General features: G+C 65.6%; 16 protein-coding genes and 1 pseudogene. 10 read left to right on the top strand and 7 right to left on the bottom strand.

The annotated features are described in order from the left end of the window. The first annotated feature begins 14 nt into the window (after positions 1–14). From V5279_RS34945 to V5279_RS34915, 6 genes and pseudogenes are all read left to right on the top strand, one after another. A complete protein-coding gene (locus V5279_RS34945) occupies positions 15–1,667 on the top strand; it encodes an acetolactate synthase large subunit (RefSeq protein ID WP_338691562.1) in 1,653 nt (550 codons plus the stop codon). A 123-nt stretch (positions 1,668–1,790) separates the two neighbouring features. Further along, the gene (pgm, locus tag V5279_RS34940) at positions 1,791–3,431 is read left to right on the top strand and encodes a phosphoglucomutase (alpha-D-glucose-1,6-bisphosphate-dependent) (RefSeq protein ID WP_338691561.1); all 1,641 of its coding nucleotides are present in this window, start codon (positions 1,791–1,793) and stop codon (positions 3,429–3,431) included. 23 nt (positions 3,432–3,454) lie between these two features. Continuing rightward, positions 3,455–4,017 (top strand): annotated as a pseudogene (locus V5279_RS47125) (NAD-dependent epimerase/dehydratase family protein). A 95-nt stretch (positions 4,018–4,112) separates the two neighbouring features. After that, positions 4,113–4,409, top strand: a complete 297-nt coding sequence (locus V5279_RS34925) for a hypothetical protein (protein ID WP_338691559.1) — start codon at positions 4,113–4,115, stop codon at positions 4,407–4,409. Next, positions 4,402–5,277: a dihydrodipicolinate synthase family protein gene (locus tag V5279_RS34920; protein ID WP_338691558.1), complete on the top strand. Its 876-nt coding sequence runs from the start codon at positions 4,402–4,404 to the stop codon at positions 5,275–5,277. The genes V5279_RS34925 and V5279_RS34920 overlap by 8 nt, the downstream gene beginning before the upstream one ends. Before the next feature lie 186 nt (positions 5,278–5,463). After that, positions 5,464–7,788 (top strand): xanthine dehydrogenase family protein molybdopterin-binding subunit, encoded by a 2,325-nt coding sequence (locus V5279_RS34915; protein WP_338691557.1) that lies wholly within the window; start codon positions 5,464–5,466, stop codon positions 7,786–7,788. A gap of 123 nt (positions 7,789–7,911) precedes the next feature. On the opposite strand, the gene V5279_RS34910 is transcribed toward V5279_RS34915, so the two are convergent. Genes V5279_RS34910 through V5279_RS34900 form a run of 3 tightly spaced genes read right to left on the bottom strand, consistent with a single transcriptional unit; the run spans position 7,912 to position 11,131 of the window. Next, positions 7,912–9,108, bottom strand: coding sequence for an acyl-CoA dehydrogenase family protein (locus tag V5279_RS34910; protein ID WP_338691556.1), 1,197 nt, complete (start codon positions 9,106–9,108; stop codon positions 7,912–7,914). 14 nt (positions 9,109–9,122) lie between these two features. Further along, positions 9,123–10,268, bottom strand: coding sequence for an acyl-CoA dehydrogenase (locus tag V5279_RS34905; protein ID WP_338691555.1), 1,146 nt, complete (start codon positions 10,266–10,268; stop codon positions 9,123–9,125). 5 nt (positions 10,269–10,273) lie between these two features. Further along, on the bottom strand, positions 10,274–11,131 hold the full coding sequence (locus tag V5279_RS34900) for an enoyl-CoA hydratase (protein ID WP_338691554.1): 858 nt from the start codon (positions 11,129–11,131) through the stop codon (positions 10,274–10,276). Between the two features lie 156 nt (positions 11,132–11,287). Here V5279_RS34900 and V5279_RS34895 point away from each other — a divergent pair, with 156 nt between their 5' ends. The 3 genes from V5279_RS34895 to V5279_RS34885 are packed head-to-tail and all read left to right on the top strand — an operon-like array spanning position 11,288 to position 13,319. After that, positions 11,288–11,896, top strand: coding sequence for a LemA family protein (locus V5279_RS34895; protein WP_166298488.1), 609 nt, complete (start codon positions 11,288–11,290; stop codon positions 11,894–11,896). 21 nt (positions 11,897–11,917) lie between these two features. Continuing rightward, positions 11,918–12,817 (top strand): YgcG family protein, encoded by a 900-nt coding sequence (locus V5279_RS34890; RefSeq protein WP_338691553.1) that lies wholly within the window; start codon positions 11,918–11,920, stop codon positions 12,815–12,817. A gap of 4 nt (positions 12,818–12,821) precedes the next feature. Continuing rightward, on the top strand, positions 12,822–13,319 hold the full coding sequence (locus V5279_RS34885) for a TPM domain-containing protein (protein ID WP_166298486.1): 498 nt from the start codon (positions 12,822–12,824) through the stop codon (positions 13,317–13,319). A gap of 132 nt (positions 13,320–13,451) precedes the next feature. Here the strand turns inward: V5279_RS34885 and V5279_RS34880 are convergent, their stop codons facing one another. The 4 genes from V5279_RS34880 to V5279_RS34865 form a co-directional block, all read right to left on the bottom strand. Beyond that, on the bottom strand, positions 13,452–14,066 hold the full coding sequence (locus V5279_RS34880; RefSeq protein WP_338691552.1) for a glutathione S-transferase family protein: 615 nt from the start codon (positions 14,064–14,066) through the stop codon (positions 13,452–13,454). Positions 14,067–14,273: 207 nt separating this feature from the next. Continuing rightward, on the bottom strand, positions 14,274–15,587 hold the full coding sequence (locus tag V5279_RS34875; RefSeq protein WP_338691551.1) for an MFS transporter: 1,314 nt from the start codon (positions 15,585–15,587) through the stop codon (positions 14,274–14,276). A gap of 129 nt (positions 15,588–15,716) precedes the next feature. Further along, entirely contained in the window at positions 15,717–16,526 is an 810-nt protein-coding gene (locus tag V5279_RS34870; protein WP_338691550.1) for an MBL fold metallo-hydrolase, read from the bottom strand. Further along, complete coding sequence (locus V5279_RS34865; protein WP_029080332.1) at positions 16,523–16,897, bottom strand: Crp/Fnr family transcriptional regulator; 375 nt, start codon at positions 16,895–16,897, stop codon at positions 16,523–16,525. The genes V5279_RS34870 and V5279_RS34865 overlap by 4 nt, the downstream gene beginning before the upstream one ends. Positions 16,898–17,101: 204 nt before the next feature. On the opposite strand from V5279_RS34865, the gene V5279_RS34860 reads away from it, so the two are divergent. Further along, entirely contained in the window at positions 17,102–18,190 is a 1,089-nt protein-coding gene (locus V5279_RS34860; RefSeq protein ID WP_338691549.1) for a hypothetical protein, read from the top strand. The last annotated feature ends 83 nt before the right edge of the window (positions 18,191–18,273 follow it).

Here is an 18,273-nt window from a genome sequence, read left to right as displayed (position 1 = left end):
GATGCGAGGCTGACATGGTCAAAGGTTCCGATTTGCTGGTCGCGGCCCTCGAGAATGAGGGCGTGGAACGGGTGTTCGGCGTCCCCGGCGAGGAGAATCTCGACGTCGTCGAGAGCCTGCGCAAATCCTCGATCAAGCTGATCGTGACGCGCCACGAGCAGGCGGCGGCCTTCATGGCGGCGACCTATGGCCGGCTGACCGGAAAGCCCGGCGTCTGCATGACGACGCTCGGCCCCGGCGCGCTTAATTTGACCACCGGCGCGGCCTACGCGCTGCTTGGCGCGATGCCGATGGTGATGTTGACGGGACAGAAGGGCATCTTGAGCAGCCGGCAGGCCAAGTTCCAGATCGTCGACATCGTCAACACCTTCCGCCCGCTGACCAAGCTCTCGCTGCAGATCGTCAGCGGCGCCACCATTCCGACGCTGGTCCGCGACGCCTTCCGGATCGCGACGCAGGAACGGCCGGGGCCGGTGCTGCTCGAACTGCCGGAGGACATCGCACGCGAGGAGACCGCGCCGGTCGACATGATCTCGCCGCATCCGATCGAGATTCCGATCGCGCATGCCGCCGCGCTCGACCGCGCCGCCGAGATGATCCTGAAGGCGCAGCGTCCGTTGATCATGCTCGGCGCGGCGGCATCGCGCCCGCGCTCTACCGCCGGGATCGGCGACTTCGTGCGCCGAACCAAAATCCCGTTCTTCACGACCCAGATGGGCAAGGGCACGGTGTCGGGCGGCACCAATCAGTACATGGGGACCGCCGCGCTGAGCGAGCGCGACTATGTGCATGAGGCGATCGACCGCGCCGATCTCATCATCGCGATCGGGCACGACACCATCGAGAAACCGCCCTTCATCATGGGCCCGAAGGGGCCGCAGGTGATCCATGTCAGCTACACCGCGGCGAATGTCGAGCAGGTCTATTTCCCGCAATGTGAGGTGATCGGCGATGTCGGTCCGAGCCTCGAGCTGCTGGCCGACCGGGTCGAAGGAAAGCTGCCGCAAGCCAGCGCACTGCTCAGCCTGCGCGAGAGCATTTTGGCGAAGATCACCGATCGCGCCACCGAGGGCCGCTGGCCGCCGACACCGCAGCGCATCGTGCACGATGTGCGGCAGGTCATTCCCGAAGACGGCATCGTCGCGCTCGACAATGGCATGTACAAGATCTGGTTCGCGCGCAACTACCGCACGCTGCTCGCGAACTCGCTGCTGCTCGACAACGCGCTTGCGACCATGGGCGCCGGCCTGCCGTCGGCGATGATGGCGGCGATGCTCTATCCGAAGACCCGGGTGCTCGCGGTCTGCGGCGACGGCGGCTTCATGATGAACTCGCAGGAGCTCGAGACCGCGGTTCGCCTCAAGCTCAATCTCGTGATCCTGATCCTGGAGGACTCCGCCTATGGCATGATCCGCTGGAAGCAGGCGGTCGACAATTTCCCGGATTTCGGCCTGACGTTCGGCAATCCGGATTTCGTCAAATACGCCGAGAGCTACGGCGCCAAGGGTTCGCGGATCGAGAGCACGGAAGCGATCGTCCCGACCCTGGAGCGGGCCTTCTCCGGCGGCGGCGTGCATCTCGTCGTGGTGCCGATCGACTATACCGAGAACAAGCGCGTGCTGGTCGACGAATTGCGCGAGAGGGTGCAGCAGATCGACGTGTCGTAGCGCAGTGCTGCGTTTCGCAAGGAACGAAAAGCGCTCGGCTTGATTGAACGCAAGCCATCATGGTAGCACGCCAGTGCATCACTCCTGTGCTGATGATCGGCGATACCAGATCTGAGAGGTCACGTGACTGCACCAAATCCCGCCGCCGGCAAACCCATCGATCCCGCCTCGCTCGCCAATGTGCCGCGGCTGGTCACGGCCTATTTTGCAGGCAAGCCCGACGCCAGTGATCCCGCGCAGCGGGTTGCGTTCGGCACCTCGGGCCATCGCGGCTCGTCGCTGAAGAATTCCTTCAACGAGGACCACATTCTCGCCACCACGCAGGCGATCTGCGATTACCGGCGCGAGAAGGGGCTCACCGGTCCGCTGTTCATCGGCATCGATACCCATGCGCTGGCCGAGCCGGCGCTGGCGAGCGCGGTGGAAGTGTTCGCCGCCAACGGCGTCGAGATCATGATCGACGCGCAGGGTGGTTACACCCCGACGCCGGTGATCTCGCATGCGATCCTGAGCTACAACAAGGGACGCAGCACAGGCCTTGCCGACGGCGTCGTCATCACCCCGTCACACAATCCACCGGAGGACGGCGGCTACAAATACAATCCGCCGCATGGCGGCCCGGCCGACACCGACGTCACCGCCGTGGTCGAGAAAAACGCCAACCGCTATATCGAGGCCGCCCTCAAAGGCGTCGCGCGGATGCCCTATGACCGCGCGCGCAAGGCCGCGACCACGCATCTGCACGACTACATCACGCCCTATGTCGCCGATCTCGGCAACACCGTCGATCTCGCGCTGATCAAATCCGCCGGCGTCAAGATTGGCATCGATCCGCTTGGCGGCGCGGCGGTGCATTACTGGCAGCCGATCATCGCGCGTTACGGCATCAACGCCGCCATCGTCAACGAGGCGGTCGATCCGACCTTCCGCTTCATGACCGCGGACTGGGACGGCAAGATCCGGATGGACTGCTCGTCGCCCTACGCGATGGCGAGCCTGATCGGGATGCGCGGCCGGTTCGATGTCGCCTTTGCCAACGACACCGACGCCGACCGCCACGGCATCGTGACCCGCTCGAACGGGTTGATGAACCCGAACCATTTTCTCGCCACCGCGATCGCCTATCTGTTCGCGCACCGGCCGCAATGGGGCGGGAGCGCAGCGATCGGCAAGACCATTGTGTCGAGTTCGATCATCGATCGCGTCGCAAAGAAGCTGAACCGCAAGCTGGTGGAGACGCCGGTCGGCTTCAAATGGTTCGTCGACGGACTCGGCAGCGGCGGCTTCGGCTTTGCCGGCGAGGAGAGCGCCGGCGCCTCGTTCCTCAAGCGCGACGGCTCGGCCTGGACCACCGACAAGGACGGCATCATCCTCGGCCTGCTGGCGGCGGAGATCATCGCCAAAACCGGCCGCGATCCCAGCGAATTGTTCAAGGAGCTGACCGCCGAGCTCGGCGTTCCCTATTATGAGCGCATCGATGTGGCGGCGACGCCGAAGCAGAAGAACGCATTGAAGGCGCTCGGGCCCGAGCAGCTCAACATGACCGAGCTCGCCGGCGATCCCGTGCGCGCGGTCAGGACCAAGGCACCTGGCAACGACCAGCCGTTCGGCGGCATCAAGGTCGAGAGCGAGGCCGGCTGGTTCGCGGCGCGTCCATCCGGCACCGAGGATGTCTACAAGATCTACGCCGAAAGCTTCCGCGGGCCGGATCATCTGAAGCAGATCCAGGGCGACGCGCAGGCTGCGATCGCCAAGGTGTTCTGAAGGCGCGGGGCCGAGCGGAATTCATGCACGTGTTGTTGACCGGCTCCTCCGGCTGGCTCGGCCGTTTCCTTGCGCCGCGGCTGCGACAGGCCGGCCATGACGTGGTCGGCCTCGACGTCGTCCTGGGCGAGGCGACCGATGTCGTCGGCTCGGTGGCCGACCGATCGGTGGTCGACCGTGTGTTCGCTGATCACAATATCGAGGCCGTAATTCATGGCGGCGCGCTGCACAAGCCTGACATTGCGCGGTTCTCGCCGCAGGCCTTTGTCGACGTCAACGTGTCCGGTACGCTCATCTGCTGCAGGCGGCAGCCGCCGCCGGCCATGATCGTTTCGTCTTCACCTCGACCACGTCGCTGATGATCTCGCAGGCGATCCGCGACGACGAAGGCCATGCGGCGGTGCGGCTCGACGAAACCTCGGGGCCGCTCGAGCCGCGCAACATCTACGGAGTTACAAAACTTGCCGCCGAGGGGCTGTGCCGGCTGTACAGTCGCGAGCATGGGCTGAACTGCGCGGTGCTGCGCACCGGCCGCTTCTTCCCCGAGGACGACGACACCATCCGCGACATCCATGGCAGAACCTGAAGGCGACCGAGCTGCTCTACCGCCGACTTACCGTCGAGGATGCCGCCGATGCCCATGTCGCGGCGCTGGAGCGGATCCGCGGCTTCGAGGTGTTCGTGATCAGCGCGCCGACGCCGTTTGCGCGCAGCGATGTCGCGGACCTGAAGACGGACGCGGCCGGCGTGATCGCGCGCACTTTCCCCGATGCGCCGGCGCTGTTCGCGCAGCGCGGCTGGCGCCTGCCGCGATCGATCGGCCGGATCTACGATTCCACCAAGGCCGAACGGCTGCTCGGCTTCCGCGCGAAAGCCGATTTTGCAGCGGTGCTCAGCGCCTTGCGCAGCGGCGAGCCGCTTCCCTTTGCGCACGATCCCGACTATGTCTCGCCGTCAACGAGGCTCGCAAATGGCTGATTTTCACGGCGTCTTTCCCTATCTGGTGTCCCCGGTCGATCCCGCAGGCCATGTCCGCACCGAGGTGCTGGGCCGGCTCTGCGACGATCTTATCAAGGCCGGGGTCCATGGGCTGACGCCGCTCGGCTCGACCGGCGAGTTCGCTTATCTCAACAACGCGCAGCGCATGCAGGTGGTGGCGACCACGATCGAGGCCGCGCAGGGCCGGGTGCCGGTAGTGGCGGGCGTCGCCTCGACCTCGACGGCCGATGCGGTGGCGCAGGCCAAGGCCTATCAGAAGCGGGGTGCTGCCGGCATTCTCGCGATCATGGAGGCGTATTTCCCGGTCGGCGACGCGCAGGTCGAATCCTATTTCCGCGCCATCGCCGATGCGGTCGATATTCCCGTGGTGATCTACACCAATCCGAATTTCCAGCGCTCCGACCTCACGCTCGACGTCATCGCGCGCCTCGCCGCGCATCCGCGGATCGGCTACATCAAGGACGCCTCGACCAACACCGGCCGGCTGCTGTCGATCATGAACCGCTGCGGCGACAGCCTGAAAGTGTTCTCGGCCTCCGCCCATATTCCGGCCGCGGTGATGCTGATCGGCGGCCATGGCTGGATGGCGGGCCCGGCCTGCATCATCCCGCGGCAGAGCGTCGAGCTCCATAACCTGTGCCGCCGCGCCCGCTGGGACGAGGCGATGGCGCTACAGCGCAAGCTCTGGCGCATCAACGAGGCCTTCGCCCGCTTCAACCTCGCGGCCTGCATCAAGGCCGGGCTTGCGATCCAGGGCTACGACGTCGGCGACCCGGTGCCGCCGCAGGCGCCGCTCACGGCCGAGCAGCGCCAGGTGGTCGAGGCAGCGTTGCGCGATCTCGGCTGAAACTGGCTTGCGCGATGCATTGATTCTCACCACTTGGTCATTCCGGGGCGCGCGACAGCGCGAACCCGGAATCTCGAGATTCCGGGTTCGATGCTCGCGCATCGCCCCGGAATGACGGCCACGTGTTGTCTCGCGCCGAAAATCCGTTAAAACCCGCCGAAATTTCTGCAATCCAAGGACCCTCTGATGAACATTCTTCCCGGCAATATGCGTTTTGGTGCGGGCCAGCCTGTCAAGCGTCTCGAAGACCAGCGGCTGCTCACCGGGAAGGGGCATTTCATCGACGACAAGCCGGCCGACGGCGCGCTCTGGCTGCACGTGCTGCGCTCGCCGCATGCCCACGCCAACATCAAGTCGATCGACGTCAAGGCGGCGCTGGCGATGCCCGGCGTCAAGGCGGTCTATACCGGCGCGGACCTGTTGAAGGACGATATCGGCACGCTGCCGACGCTCGCGATCTTCAAGCGGCCCGACGGCTCGCCGATGACCGTGCCGCCGCGCCGCTTGCTGGCGCATGAGGTGGTGCGCTACGCGGGCGAGGGTGTCGCGGCTGTGGTCGCGACCTCGCGCGTGCTGGCGCAGACCGCGGCCGAAGCGATCGAGATCGACTACGAGGTGCTGCCCTCGGTGGTCGATCCGGTCGAGGCGATCAAGCCCGGTGCGCCGGCGGTCTGGCCGGAGGCGCCCGACAACATCGTGGCCGCGATGAGCTATGGCGATGCCGCCAAGGTCGAGGCAGCCTTCGCCAGCGCCGCGCACAAGGTGTCGCTCGATCTGGTCAGCCAGCGCCTGGTGCCGTCGGCGATGGAGCCCCGCTCGACGATCGCCGAGATCGATAAGAAGACCGGGCGGCTGATCCTCCACGTGCAGTCGCAGACCCCGGGCTCGACCCGCGATCTGCTCGCGGAATCCATCCTGAAGCGGCCGAAGGACAGCGTGCGCGTGCTGGTCGGCGACATCGGCGGCGGCTTCGGCCAGAAGACCAGCCTCTATCCGGAAGACGGCATCGTCGCCTACGCCGCGACCAAGCTGAACGAGAAGATCCGCTGGCGCGGCGACCGTACCGACGAGTTCGTCGGCGGCACTCATGGCCGCGACCTGACCTCGACCGGCGAGTTCGCGCTCGACGCCAAGGGCCGCGTGCTGGCCTATCGGGTGCGCTCGATCGGCGGCACCGGCGCCTATTCGTCGGGTACCGCCAACATCATCCCGCTGGTGCTCGGCCCGTTCGTGCAGACCGGCGTCTATGACCTGCCGCTGGTGCATTTCGAGGTCAAGTCGGTGATGACCAACACCGCGCCGGTCGGCGCCTATCGCGGCGCCGGCAGGCCCGAGGCTGTGTTCATCGTCGAGCGGCTGTTCGACGCCGCCGCGCGCCAGATCGGCATGGACCCGCGCGCGATCCGTAAGATCAACTACATCAAGCCGGCGCAGCTGCCCTACACCAACGCGGTCGGGCAGGTATACGACTCCGGCGCCTTCGCGCACATGCTTGAGCGCGCCTCCGACCTCGCCGACTGGAACGGCTTTGCCGCGCGCAAGAAGGCGGCGAAGAAGAAGGGCCTGCTCTACGGCCGCGGCCTGACCAGCTACATCGAGTGGACCGGCGGCCGCGCCCACACCGAGAAGGTCTCGCTGCACGCGACCGCCGAAGGCCGCGTCATCCTTTGGTCCGGCACGATGGCGATGGGGCAGGGGCTCGCCACCACCTACACCCAGATGGTCGCCGATACGCTCGGCATCTCGATGGACAAGATCGACGTCGTGCAGGGCGACACGGACTTGGCCACCGGTTTCGGCAGCGTCGGCTCGCGCTCGCTGTTCGTCGGCGGCACCGCGGTTGCGGTCTCCAGCAACGATATGATCAACAAGGCGCGCGACAAGGCCTCCCATCTGCTGGAAGCCTCCGTCGAGGATATCGAGTATCGCGACGGATTCCTCACCGTGGTCGGCACCGACCGGCGCATCAGCCTGTTCGAGATCGCAAGCAAGGAAAAAGGCGCCAAGCTTTCGGTCGAGAGCGAGGGTGAGGTCGACGGGCCGAGCTGGCCGAACGGCACGCATATCTGCGAGGTCGAGATCGATCCCGAGACCGGCGTGACACGGGTGGTGCGCTACACCACGGTCGACGACGTCGGCGTCGCGGTCAATCCGATGCTGGTGACGGGGCAGGTGCATGGCGGCGTTGTGCAGGGCATCGGCCAGGCGCTGTATGAAGGCGTGTCCTACAGCGAGGAAGGCCAGCTGCTGACCGCGAGCTATCAGGACTATTGCATCCCGCGCGCCTCGGACATTCCGCCGATCACGGTGACGCTCGATCCCTCCGCGCCCTGCAAGACCAATCCGCTGGGCGCCAAGGGCTGCGGCGAGTCCGGTGCGATCGGCGGGCCGCCCTGCATCACCAACGGCGTGATGGATGCGCTGAGCGAGGTCGGGATCACCCAGCTCAACACGCCGCTGACGCCGGCCAAGATCTGGCAGGCGATCCAGGACGCGAAGGTGGGGGCATAGACAACAACGCCGTCATGGCCGGGCTTGTCCCGGCCATCCACGACTTCCTTTCTGGCGACAAGACGTGGATGCCCGGGACAAGCCCGGGCATGACGAGTAGAGGCCAGGTGCCTGCCCGGAACGCTACAACCCCAACACCATCTTCGCAATAATGTCGCGCTGGATCTCTGACGAGCCGCCGAAGATCGTATACGCCCGCCCGTTGAGATATTCCGGCACCACCGGCAGCAGTTCTTCCGGGATCGCCGGCTCGTGGTTGAGCCGGTAGAACGGCCGCGCCGGCTCGACGGCAAGTCCGTCATTGCCGATCACGTCGACGCCGAGCCGGGTCACCGCCTGGCGGATCTCGCTGACCCGCAGCTTGATCAGCGACGACACCGCGCCGGGATTCTGCCCGGTCTGCAGCGCCGACAGCACCCGCAGCTCGGTCATCTCGAGCGCATCGATGTCGACCTCGACCTCCGACATCCGCATCGCGATGTCAGGGTCCTCGATGGCGCGGCCGGTGACGTCGGACGCAGCGAGATCGGAGATCGTCTTCAGCGCCTCGCGCAGCTTGGCGGATGCGATGCCGGAGCCGCGCTCGAATTCGAGCAGGTACTTGCCGTAGGTCCAGCCCTTGCCTTCCTCGCCGACGCGATTGGCGACGGGCACGCGGACGTCGTCGAAGAACACCTGGTTGACCTCGTGGTCGCCGCCGATGGTCAGGATCGGGCGCGTGGTGATTCCAGGCGTCTTCATGTCGATCAGGATGAAGCTGATGCCGTCCTGCTGCCGCTCGCCCTCATTGGTGCGCACCAGCGCGAACATGCGGTTGGCGTGATGCGCGTGCGTGGTCCAGATCTTGGTGCCGTTGATGATGTAGTCGTCGCCGTCGCGCACGGCGCGGGTCTTCAGCGAGGAGAGGTCGGAGCCCGAGCCGGGTTCGGAATAGCCCTGGCACCAGTAGTCGTCACCCGAGAGGATTCGCGGCAGGTAAAAGTTCTTCTGCTCGGGCGAGCCGAAGCCGATGATGACGGGCCCGACCATCTTCACGCCCATCACGTTGACATTGGGCACGCCGGCGCGGGCGCATTCGGCTTCGAAGATCCAGCGCTGCGCCGGCGTCCAGTCCGGCCCGCCATGCTCAACCGGCCAGCCCGGCGCGCCCCAGCCCTTCTTGTGCAGCGTGCGCTGCCAGGCCATTCCGATGTCGGGATCGGAGAACACCGACGGCGTCAGCGCGGTGGCGCGCTTCATTTCCGGCGTGAGACTCGCGGCAATGTAGTCGCGGACTTCCTGCTCGAAGGCGCGTTCCTCGGCACTGAAGGTGAGATCCATGTTGCGCTCTCCGTTTACGCGTGGGCGCGGCCGCTCAAGGCGGCGTGGCGGCGATAATGATGGGCGCTGCCGCCGAACTGCGTGTCGAAGGCGAGCAGCCGCTTGAAATAGGCGCCGATATCGAGCTCCTCGGTGACGCCCATGGCGCCGTGCAACTGCACCGACTGCTCGGCGACGAAGCGCGCGCATTTGCCGATCTTCGCCTTGGCGCCGGACGCTGCACGGCCGCGCGCCGCCGGCTCGGCATTGGCCATCAACGCGGCGCGCAGCGCCATCGAGCGCGCCTCGTCGACCTGCATCGCGAAGTCGGCGAGGCGATGGCGGATCACCTGATTGGCCGACAGCGGCCGGCCGAACTGTTTGCGAATCTTGGTGTATTCGAGCGTGGTGTCGAGCAGCGTCTGCATGATGCCGACCGCCTCGGCGCCGAGCGCGGCCATCGCGCGGTCGACCACGGTTTCGATCGCGGGCAACGCGTCCTGGCCATCGCCGAGCAACGCGTCGGCGGGCAGCTGTACATTCTTCAGATCGAGATTGCAGGCGCGTCCGCCGCCAAGCCGCGCGTAATCGCGCAAGGTGAGGCCGGGCGCGCCTGCCGGCACCAGGAACAGGCCGAGCTTGCCGGATGCGCCATTGGCGTTGGCGACGCGGGCCGAGACGATGATCTGGTTGGCCGACGCACCGTCGAGCACCGCGATCTTGCTGCCGTTCAAAAGCCAACCGTCGGCGGTCCTGGTGGCCGTGGTGTCGACATGGCCGAGGTCGAAGCGCGCGGCGCGCTCGGAATGCGCGAACGCGAGAGTGAGCGCGCCTTCCGCAATCTTGGGCAGGATCGCCTGCCGCTGCGCCTCGGTGCCGCATTCGGCGACCAGCGCGACGCCGATCACGACCGTGGAGAGAAACGGCTCCGACACCAGGCCGCGACCGAATGCTTCCATCAACAGTCCGATCTCGATCGCGCCGCCGCCAAGCCCGCCATAGGCCTCGCTGATCGGCAGCGCCAGCCAGCCGAGCTCGGCGAATTGTTTCCAGATCGCGGGCGAATAGCCGAGCGGCTCGTTCGCCGTCCTCTTGCGATGCTCTGATGTGAAGGTTTCCGCCACGAAGCGGTCGGCACTTTCGCGCAGCAGGCGCTGCTCGTCGCTGAGAGTGAGGTCCATCTGCTCTACTTCACATTGGCGGTTTTCTTGACGGAGGGATGCAGACCCGCGGGGTCCACCACCATTCCGAATTCCTGAAGATTGTGCGCGTGGCAGAGCTGATGCAGCGCGAAGGCATGATCGATCGCAGCGGGCTGCCCCATGATGTCGATCGAGCGGTTCACCGCCTCCTTGGAAAGCTTCAGCGCAAAGGCGGGCTTCGTCGCGATCCGACGCGCCAGCGCCAGCGTGAATGACGAGAGATCGCCGCGCGGCACCACGTGATTGACCATGCCGAGACGATGCGCCTCTTCGGCGCTCCAGACGTCCGCGGTGAACAGCATCTCCTTGGCCTTGCGCGCGCCGAGCTCCCAGGGATGCACGAACCACTCAACGCCGCAGACGCCCATCGTCACCACGGGATCGCAGAATTCGGCGTCGCTGCTCGCGACGATCAGGTCGCAGGCCCAGGCCAGCATCAACCCGCCGGCGATGCACTTGCCGTGCACCTCCGCGATGGTGGGCTTGGCCAGATTGCGCCAGCGCCGGGTGATCTGCAGGTAGATCTCCTGCTCGCGCGCGAAGCGGCCGTGCGCGTTCGGCTCGGCGAAGCCGCCCCAATTTCCGACTGGCGGGAAATCGACGCCCGCCTGGTTCTTAGCCCCCGGCCGCAGATCGTGACCGGCCGAGAAATGCGGGCCTTTGCCGGCGAGGATGATGACCTTGACCGCGTCGTCCTGCACCGCCCGGTCGAAGGCGGCGTTGAGGTCGTAGGTCATCTGCAGGTTCTGGGCGTTGCGGGCCTCGGGGCGGTTCATCACGATCCGCGCGATCGCGGGCTCCGGCCGCTCGACGACAATCGTCTCGAATTGTTCAGACGTCATGGATCCTCCCCGGATCGATTTTTCGCCATGATGAACGGCGCGGGGAGGGATAGGCAAGGGCCATCGTCCGCAAAAGGTGGCGCGAAAACCGCCACACGGGATTAACGGACGAAAATCTGCTAAGCTGGCAAAGAATCCACCGGGAGGACCAATTTCATGCGCAAGCTTTGGACCGTGCTGGCAGCGCTGGCGACGTTGAGCCTGACCAATTGCGGCTACAACGCGATCCAGACCAACGACGAGCAGGTCAAGTCGAGCTGGTCGGAGGTGGTGAACCAGTACCAGCGGCGCGCCGATCTGGTGCCGAACCTGGTCAACTCGGTGAAGGGCTTTGCGCAGCAGGAGAAGGACGTGCTGCTCGGCGTCACCAACGCGCGCGCCAAGGTCGGCAGCATCCAGGCAACGCCGGAAGTGCTCAACGACCCCGCCGCGTTCCAGAAGTTCACGCAGGCGCAGGGTGAGCTCACCAGCGCGCTGTCGCGGCTGCTCGTCGTCACCGAAAACTATCCGCAGCTGAAATCAGACGCGCTGTTCCGCGACCTGATGGCGCAGCTCGAGGGCACCGAGAACCGCATCACGGTAGCGCGCAACCGCTACATCAAGTCGGTGCAGGACTATAATGTCGGCATCCGCACTTTCCCGAACAATCTGACCGCGATGGTGTTCGGCTACAAGGAGAAGCCCAACTTCACGGTCGAGAACGAGAAGGAGATTTCGACCGCGCCGAAGGTCGACTTCAACCCAACGCCGGCGCCGTCGAAGTAGCGGCGGCGCGCGCCGACCGCAATGGCCGCCATTCGCGTCATCCTGTTCGCTTTCCTGCTGGGCCTCATCTGCCCGGCGCGGGCCGAGGTCGCAGTGCCTCAGCTCACCGGCCGCGTCGTCGATCAGACCGGGACGCTGTCGTCGGGCGACATTGCTGCGCTCAACGGAAAGCTGGAGGATCTCGAGAAACGAAAAGGCAGCCAGATTGCTGTCCTGATCGTACCGACCACTGGCGAGGAGACGATCGAGCAGTTCTCGATCCGCGTCGCCGGGGCCTGGAAGATCGGGCGCAAGAAGGTCGACGACGGCGCGCTGCTCGTGGTCGCCAAGAACGACCGACATTTGCGCATCGAGGTCGGCTACGGCCTCGAGGGCGTGCTGAGCGACGTCGTCACCCACCGCATCATCGACGAGGACATCACACCGAAATTCAAGGCCGGCGATTTCGCCGGCGGCATTTCGGCCGGCGTCGACCGGATGATCCGGCTGGTCAATGGCGAGCAGCTGCCGGCGCCGGAGGCCGAGCATTGGCAGGCGCCGAACCTGGTCGACTTCGCCAATCCGGTGGCGATCTTCGTCGTTATCATCGTGGCGAGCGCGCTGCGCGCGATGCTGGGGCGGCTGTTGGGCTCGGCCGCAACCGGCGGCATCGTCGGTGTCTTCACCTGGTTGTTGGCCGGCTCGCTCGCCACCGCCGTGGTGGTCGGCTTGTTCGCTGGTGTCGCGGCGCTGATCTTCGGCGGATTGAATTTTGGCGGCCCGGCGGCGGGCTCCGGACCGTACCGGCGCGGCGGCGGTTATTCCGGCGGCTGGTCCGGCGGCGGCGGTGGCTGGAGCAGCGGCTCGAGCTCGAGCGACAGCGGCGGCTTCAGCGGCGGAGGCGGCAGCTTCGGCGGCGGCGGCGCCTCGGGGAGCTGGTAGGCACATGAGCATCAAGCGCATCGGGAGGCATCTGCTCGAACATCGCTGGCGGGTGCGGCGTGACTTTCCGCCGCGCGTGCTCGACGCCATCGAGCGCGCGATCAAGGAAGGTGAAGCGACCCATTCGGGCCAGATCCGTTTCGTCGTAGAGGGCGCGCTCGACGGTGTGCCGCTGTTCCGCAACCAGCCGGCGCGCGAACGGGCGCTGGACGTATTCTCGCATTTGCGGATCTGGGACACCCATCACAACAACGGCGTCCTGATCTATCTCCTGCTCGCCGACCGCGACGTCGAGATCGTCGCGGACCGCGGCATCGACGCCAAGGTCGGTCACGCCGGCTGGGAAGCGATCTGCCGCGCCATGGAAGCGGATTTTCGATCAGGCCGGTTCGAGCAGGGCGTGATCAACGGCGTCGCGGCGGTGTCGCGGGAGCTGGCGAAGCATTTCCCTCATGCAGAGGGCGGCCCGAACGAGCTGCCGGACAAGCCGGTGGTGATTTGAGCCCGTCATTCCGGGGCGATGCGTCAGCATCGAACCCGGAATCTCGCGCCATTACTTCTAGATTCCCCGGTGCGCAATTGCGCACCTGAGGTTCGCGCTTCGCGCGCCCCGGAATGACGGTCGGGTGAGAACCTACGCCTTGACCGACGGCCGCTCAGCCACGCGGTTGAACCAGGCGACGATGTTGCCGTTCGCCTGGTCCAGCGGCTGGCCGACCTGGTTGCCGAAATCGAGCCAGCAATAGAGCAGCATGTCGGCGAGGGTGAAGCGTTTGCCGCAGATGAAGTCGCGGCCATCGGCCATCTGGTCATCAAGCCATTTGATGCGGTTGGCTGCGATCATCTTCAGCCCCGGCGAGGCCTCGGGCGCGACGGGAATGCGCTTCTCGAAGAATTTAAGCGCCTCGCCGAAGCGGTAGCCGTTGGCAAGCGGCTCGGCGATGTTGAGGTCGACGCGGCGCGTCCACATCCGGCATTCGGCGCGCTCCTCCGGCGTGGTGCCGATCATCGCGGGCGAGGGGTGCTTCTCCTCGAGATATTCGCAGATTGCGGTGATCTCCGAGAGATAATTGCCGCAGTCCAGTTCGAGCGCCGGCATCTGGCCGTGCGGATTGCGCTTCAGATGCGCTTCCTCGCGGTTCTCGCCCTTGCGCAGGTCGACGGCCTGCCTGGGGATCTCGATGCCCTTCTCCGCCATGAACATGCGCACGATGCGCGGGTTGGGTCCGATCGAGTCGTACAGCTTCATGTCCTCGCTCCCTGTTTTTCAGCGTTGTTGTTGCGGCTGTTTGAACAGGCCGCGCGCGGATTTGTCAAATGACTTGCTGCCGCGCCGGGCTCACGCGGATGTCAGGTTGAGGCCTGGAATAAAGGTGATGTCACAAATCCGGTCACACGTGAACGTCAGTCGTCGAGCTTGTTGAGGTCGCGCACCGATTGCATGGCTAAGCGAGGGTCATTGCGCCGGTTGAGTTGCGATTCCCGGCACGGACGGTCGCCCGCGATAGACCGACAGACCCACGAGACCGACCGCCGCCGCGAACAGGATGTAGTAGACAGGAGCAGCCTTGTCGCCCGTCACCTGGACCAGCCAGGTGTTGATGAACGGCGCCAACCCGCCGAACAGCATCACGGCGAGATTGTACATCAGCGATGCTCCGGTCGAGCGCACGCCGACGGGAAATATCTCGGTCATGAAGGCCGGCATCGGCCCGGCCAAGGCTCCGAGCAGCACCGCGACGATCTGCAACTCCCAGAGGTTCGCGGTGGTCGGGGCGGCAACGAGCCGCTGCAAGATCACATAGAACAGCAAGCTGTAGACGATCAGCGCCGGAACGAGGACCGCGCGACGGCCGATCCGGTCGGAGAGTGCGCCGCAGGCCACCGCCACCCCTGCATTGACGACGCTGACGACGAGCAGGCCGAGCTGTGCGTTCAGGAGCGGCAGCTTCAGCTCGGCGACCGCATAGGTCGGCAGAAAGATCGCATTGACATAGTTGATCGCCGTACCGGCCGCGATCAGGCAAAACGAAGCAATCAACTCGCGTGGATGTTCGGAGAACAATTGGCCGAGCGTGGTCTGCCTGCGCGGTTGCGCCGTCGCGGCCTTCTCGGCGAGATACGCCTGGAATTCGGGCGACTCGTCGCACCTTCGGCGCAGATACCATCCGGTCGGCCCGATCAGAATGCCGAGGATGAACGGCACGCGCCAACCCCAGCTCGCGAAGGCGTCGGGCGACAGGCCGAGATTGAGACCGATCGCCATCGCGGCACCGAGGCCAAACGCCAGCGATTGCGACACCATCTGGAACGAGCCGTAGAAGCCACGCCGGCCAGGCGGCGCGAACTCGATCAGCATCGCGCTGGCGCTGCCGAACTCGCCGCCGGCGGAAAAGCCCTGGATCAGCCGCGCCAGCAGCAGCAATAGCGGTGCCGCGATTCCGATCGCGCCATAGGTCGGCAGGAAGCCGAGCAGGCCGGTGCCAACAGCCATCAGCGATATCATCACGACCAGCGCCTTCTTGCGGCCGTGCTTGTCGGCATAGAGCCCGAACACCAGACCGCCCAACGGCCGGGCTGCAAAGGCGATCCCGAATGTCGCGAAGGTCAGCAGCAGCGAGGAATGCGGATTGTCCGCCGGAAAGAACAGCTTGCTCAAGATGCCGGCGAACAGGCCAAAAACGGTGAAGTCGAACCATTCCAGCGCATTGCCGATCGTGGAGGAGATCACCACCCGGCGGCGCATCTGCGCCATCGCGTCAACCTGCATCCGTTTCCTCTCCCCCGTTGTCGGCAAGCAACGGCTGCATCGCCGAGCCCATGATTTTTATCGTTGTGAGCCGATCCTAGTGCAAAGTCGTGGCGGGCCACAACGGGCGGCTTTGGCTGGGGCCGGGCGTCAGTCGTCGAGCTTGTTGAGGTCGCGCACCGATTGCATGATCGGTTCGAAATTCGCGCGCGCATCGAGCGCATCGAACAATTGCGCGGTGTCCTCGAGCAGGGCATGCGAGCGCTGCAGCGCGATCCGCACGTCGTCCTGCGGCGTGTCGGACAGCCGGCCATGACCCGACAGCAGGATCTTCGAATTGAGGCCCTTCAGCCGTTCCAGCGACTGGATGTAGTCGGCAATCGAGCCGGAGCCGAACACGCCGCCCATCACGCCGCCGGGCATCAGCGTGTCGGAGGCGAACAGCAAGCCCTTGTCCGGATCGAACAGCGTGATGCAGGCCGAGGTATGGCCCGGCGTGTACATCACGTTGAGGCGGAAATTGCCGAGGTCGATGAGATTGCCTTCCTCGAGCCAGATGTCGACATCGATCGGCACGTTCGGCTCGTTGAACATCTTGCGCAGCATCGAGAAGTCGTCGCGCAACATGATCTTGTTGGCGGCGAGCCGGTGCGCGGCGATATAGGCGCTGCCGTGGAAATGATAGGCCGCGCCGATGTGGTCGAGATGCTCGTGGCTCAGCACCACCATGTCGATCATCTCGGGCGTCACCCCAAGGTGATCGAGGCAGGCGACGAGCGCGGGATAGTTGGTGGACAGCCCGACATCGATCATGATGGTCCGCTTGCTGCCGCGCACCAAATAGGCATTTGCCGCACGGTTCTTGAAGCGGATCTGGTAAACGTCGTCGGCGGCCTGGATCAGCGACGCGACGTCGGTCTCGAACAGCGTCTTGAAGGGGCTTGGCTGGCGCTCGCTCATGGGGTGGCTGCCGACCGGTAAGTGACGGCGTTGGAGGCGCGCAGTCGTTTCGAGAGCGCGTCCATCACCATCAGCGCAAAAGCCGGCTGCTGGCTGACCAGATAGACGAAGCGGGCGTGGTTGATCCGCATCACCCGCGTCGCAGGCGCGGAGGCGATGGCGGTCGCCGAGCGCGCCGAGCCGTCGATCACCGCCATCTCGCCGAAGAACTCGCCCTTGCCGAGGCTGACGATAACAGTCTTGTTTCCGCCATCGATCTTGGCGATGTCGACCTTGCCGTCGAGCACGACAAACAGCTCGCGGCCGGTCGAGCCCTCCTCGAAAATGACGTCATCGACACCAAATTCCTTGATGCATTTCTCGATCGTCATGGCGCTCTCCTGCCTTCTGGCTGGAAGATGGCGGTATGTTAGTCGGGAAAGCGCCGCGCGCAAACGGAGCCCGCGCAGATTGCCGCAGCGCGGCACCGCCCCAATCCGGCCCGGAAAACTCCCTAAAATTTAGGTAATGCCGGGGCCGGGTAACCATTTCGCAAGCAATAAAAGTTACCGAATTGTCAACCTAGTCTGGAGACTTTGAAGGTGAGTGAGCAGCAGAGCGAGCCGGTCAGCGGTCAAACCGGCGTCGAAGCGGCGGCGAAAACCGAGCCCGTGATGGCCGCGGCCGAGGCTCCCCGGCTTGCGCCCGGGCAGGAAGAGACGTCGCCAAAGGCCGACGCGCCCAGGATGGACGCGTCGAAGATCGAGTCCCTGAAGGTTGAGCCGCCCAAGGTCGAGGCAAAGGTCGAGCCCCGGGTTGATGCCGTGGTTGAGCCCAAGATCGATCCCATGATCGACCCTAAGGTCGAGCCGACCAACATGGACGTGCCAAAGATCGAGACCGGCAAGCGTGAGGAGCCGCGTTTTCCGGGCAAGCTGATGATCATGGCGCCCGGTGACCGTACCTGGGACCATGAGGCGACTGCCTCCAAGCCGGGCGCCGAGCAGGCGGCCAAGACAGCAGCCAAGCCGGCCGGCACGCGCCGGTTCGGGGCGATGGCCGCGGTGATTGCGCTGGCGACCGTGGCAGGGGCCATCGGTGGTGCGCTCGCGACCGCAGGCCTCGGCCATCTCGCCAGCCCCGCCATTGCCTCCGCCCAGGATACGGCTGCCAGGGACGCCGCCGCAAAGGAAGCGGCCGACGCCTCGCTCGCCCGGCTCGAATCCGAAATCGCCGCGCTGAAGGCCAGCGTCGAGCAGACCGCCAAGGCCGGCCAGGCCCAGTTCAGCAAGGCCAACGACCGGATCGAGAAGGTCGAGAAGGCCCAGGCGGAGCCGAACGCCAAGCTCGCCAAGCTCACCGAGACCGTCGACAAGCTGCGCGCCACGCCGCAGACGACCGTCGCCGCTGCGACGCCTGTCCGCGAGGTCACGGGCTCGGTCCCGCCTGCGACTGCCGCGGCTGTGCCGGCCGCCCCCAAGCCCGAGGTCGGCCGCATGCCGGTGGTCGACGGCTGGTCGCTGCGCGACGTCGGCAATGGCGGCGCGCTGATCGAGGGCCGCGGCGGCATCTACGAGGTGTACGCCGGCGATCCCGTCCCCGGCCTCGGCCGCGTCGACGCCATCCGCAAGCAGGACGGCCGTTGGGTGGTCGTCACCAGCAAGGGCCTGATCGTTTCGCGCTGATTGCCGAAACACGACAACACCAAGGCGCTTCACCGCGATGTGAAGCGCCTTTTTTCTTGAATAGGGTTTGCCGCGCGGTGTTA

This window comes from Bradyrhizobium sp. 26S5, from assembly GCF_036923295.1.
Lineage (GTDB): Bacteria > Pseudomonadota > Alphaproteobacteria > Rhizobiales > Xanthobacteraceae > Bradyrhizobium > Bradyrhizobium septentrionale.
This window is presented reverse-complemented; position numbering and strand designations above follow the sequence as displayed.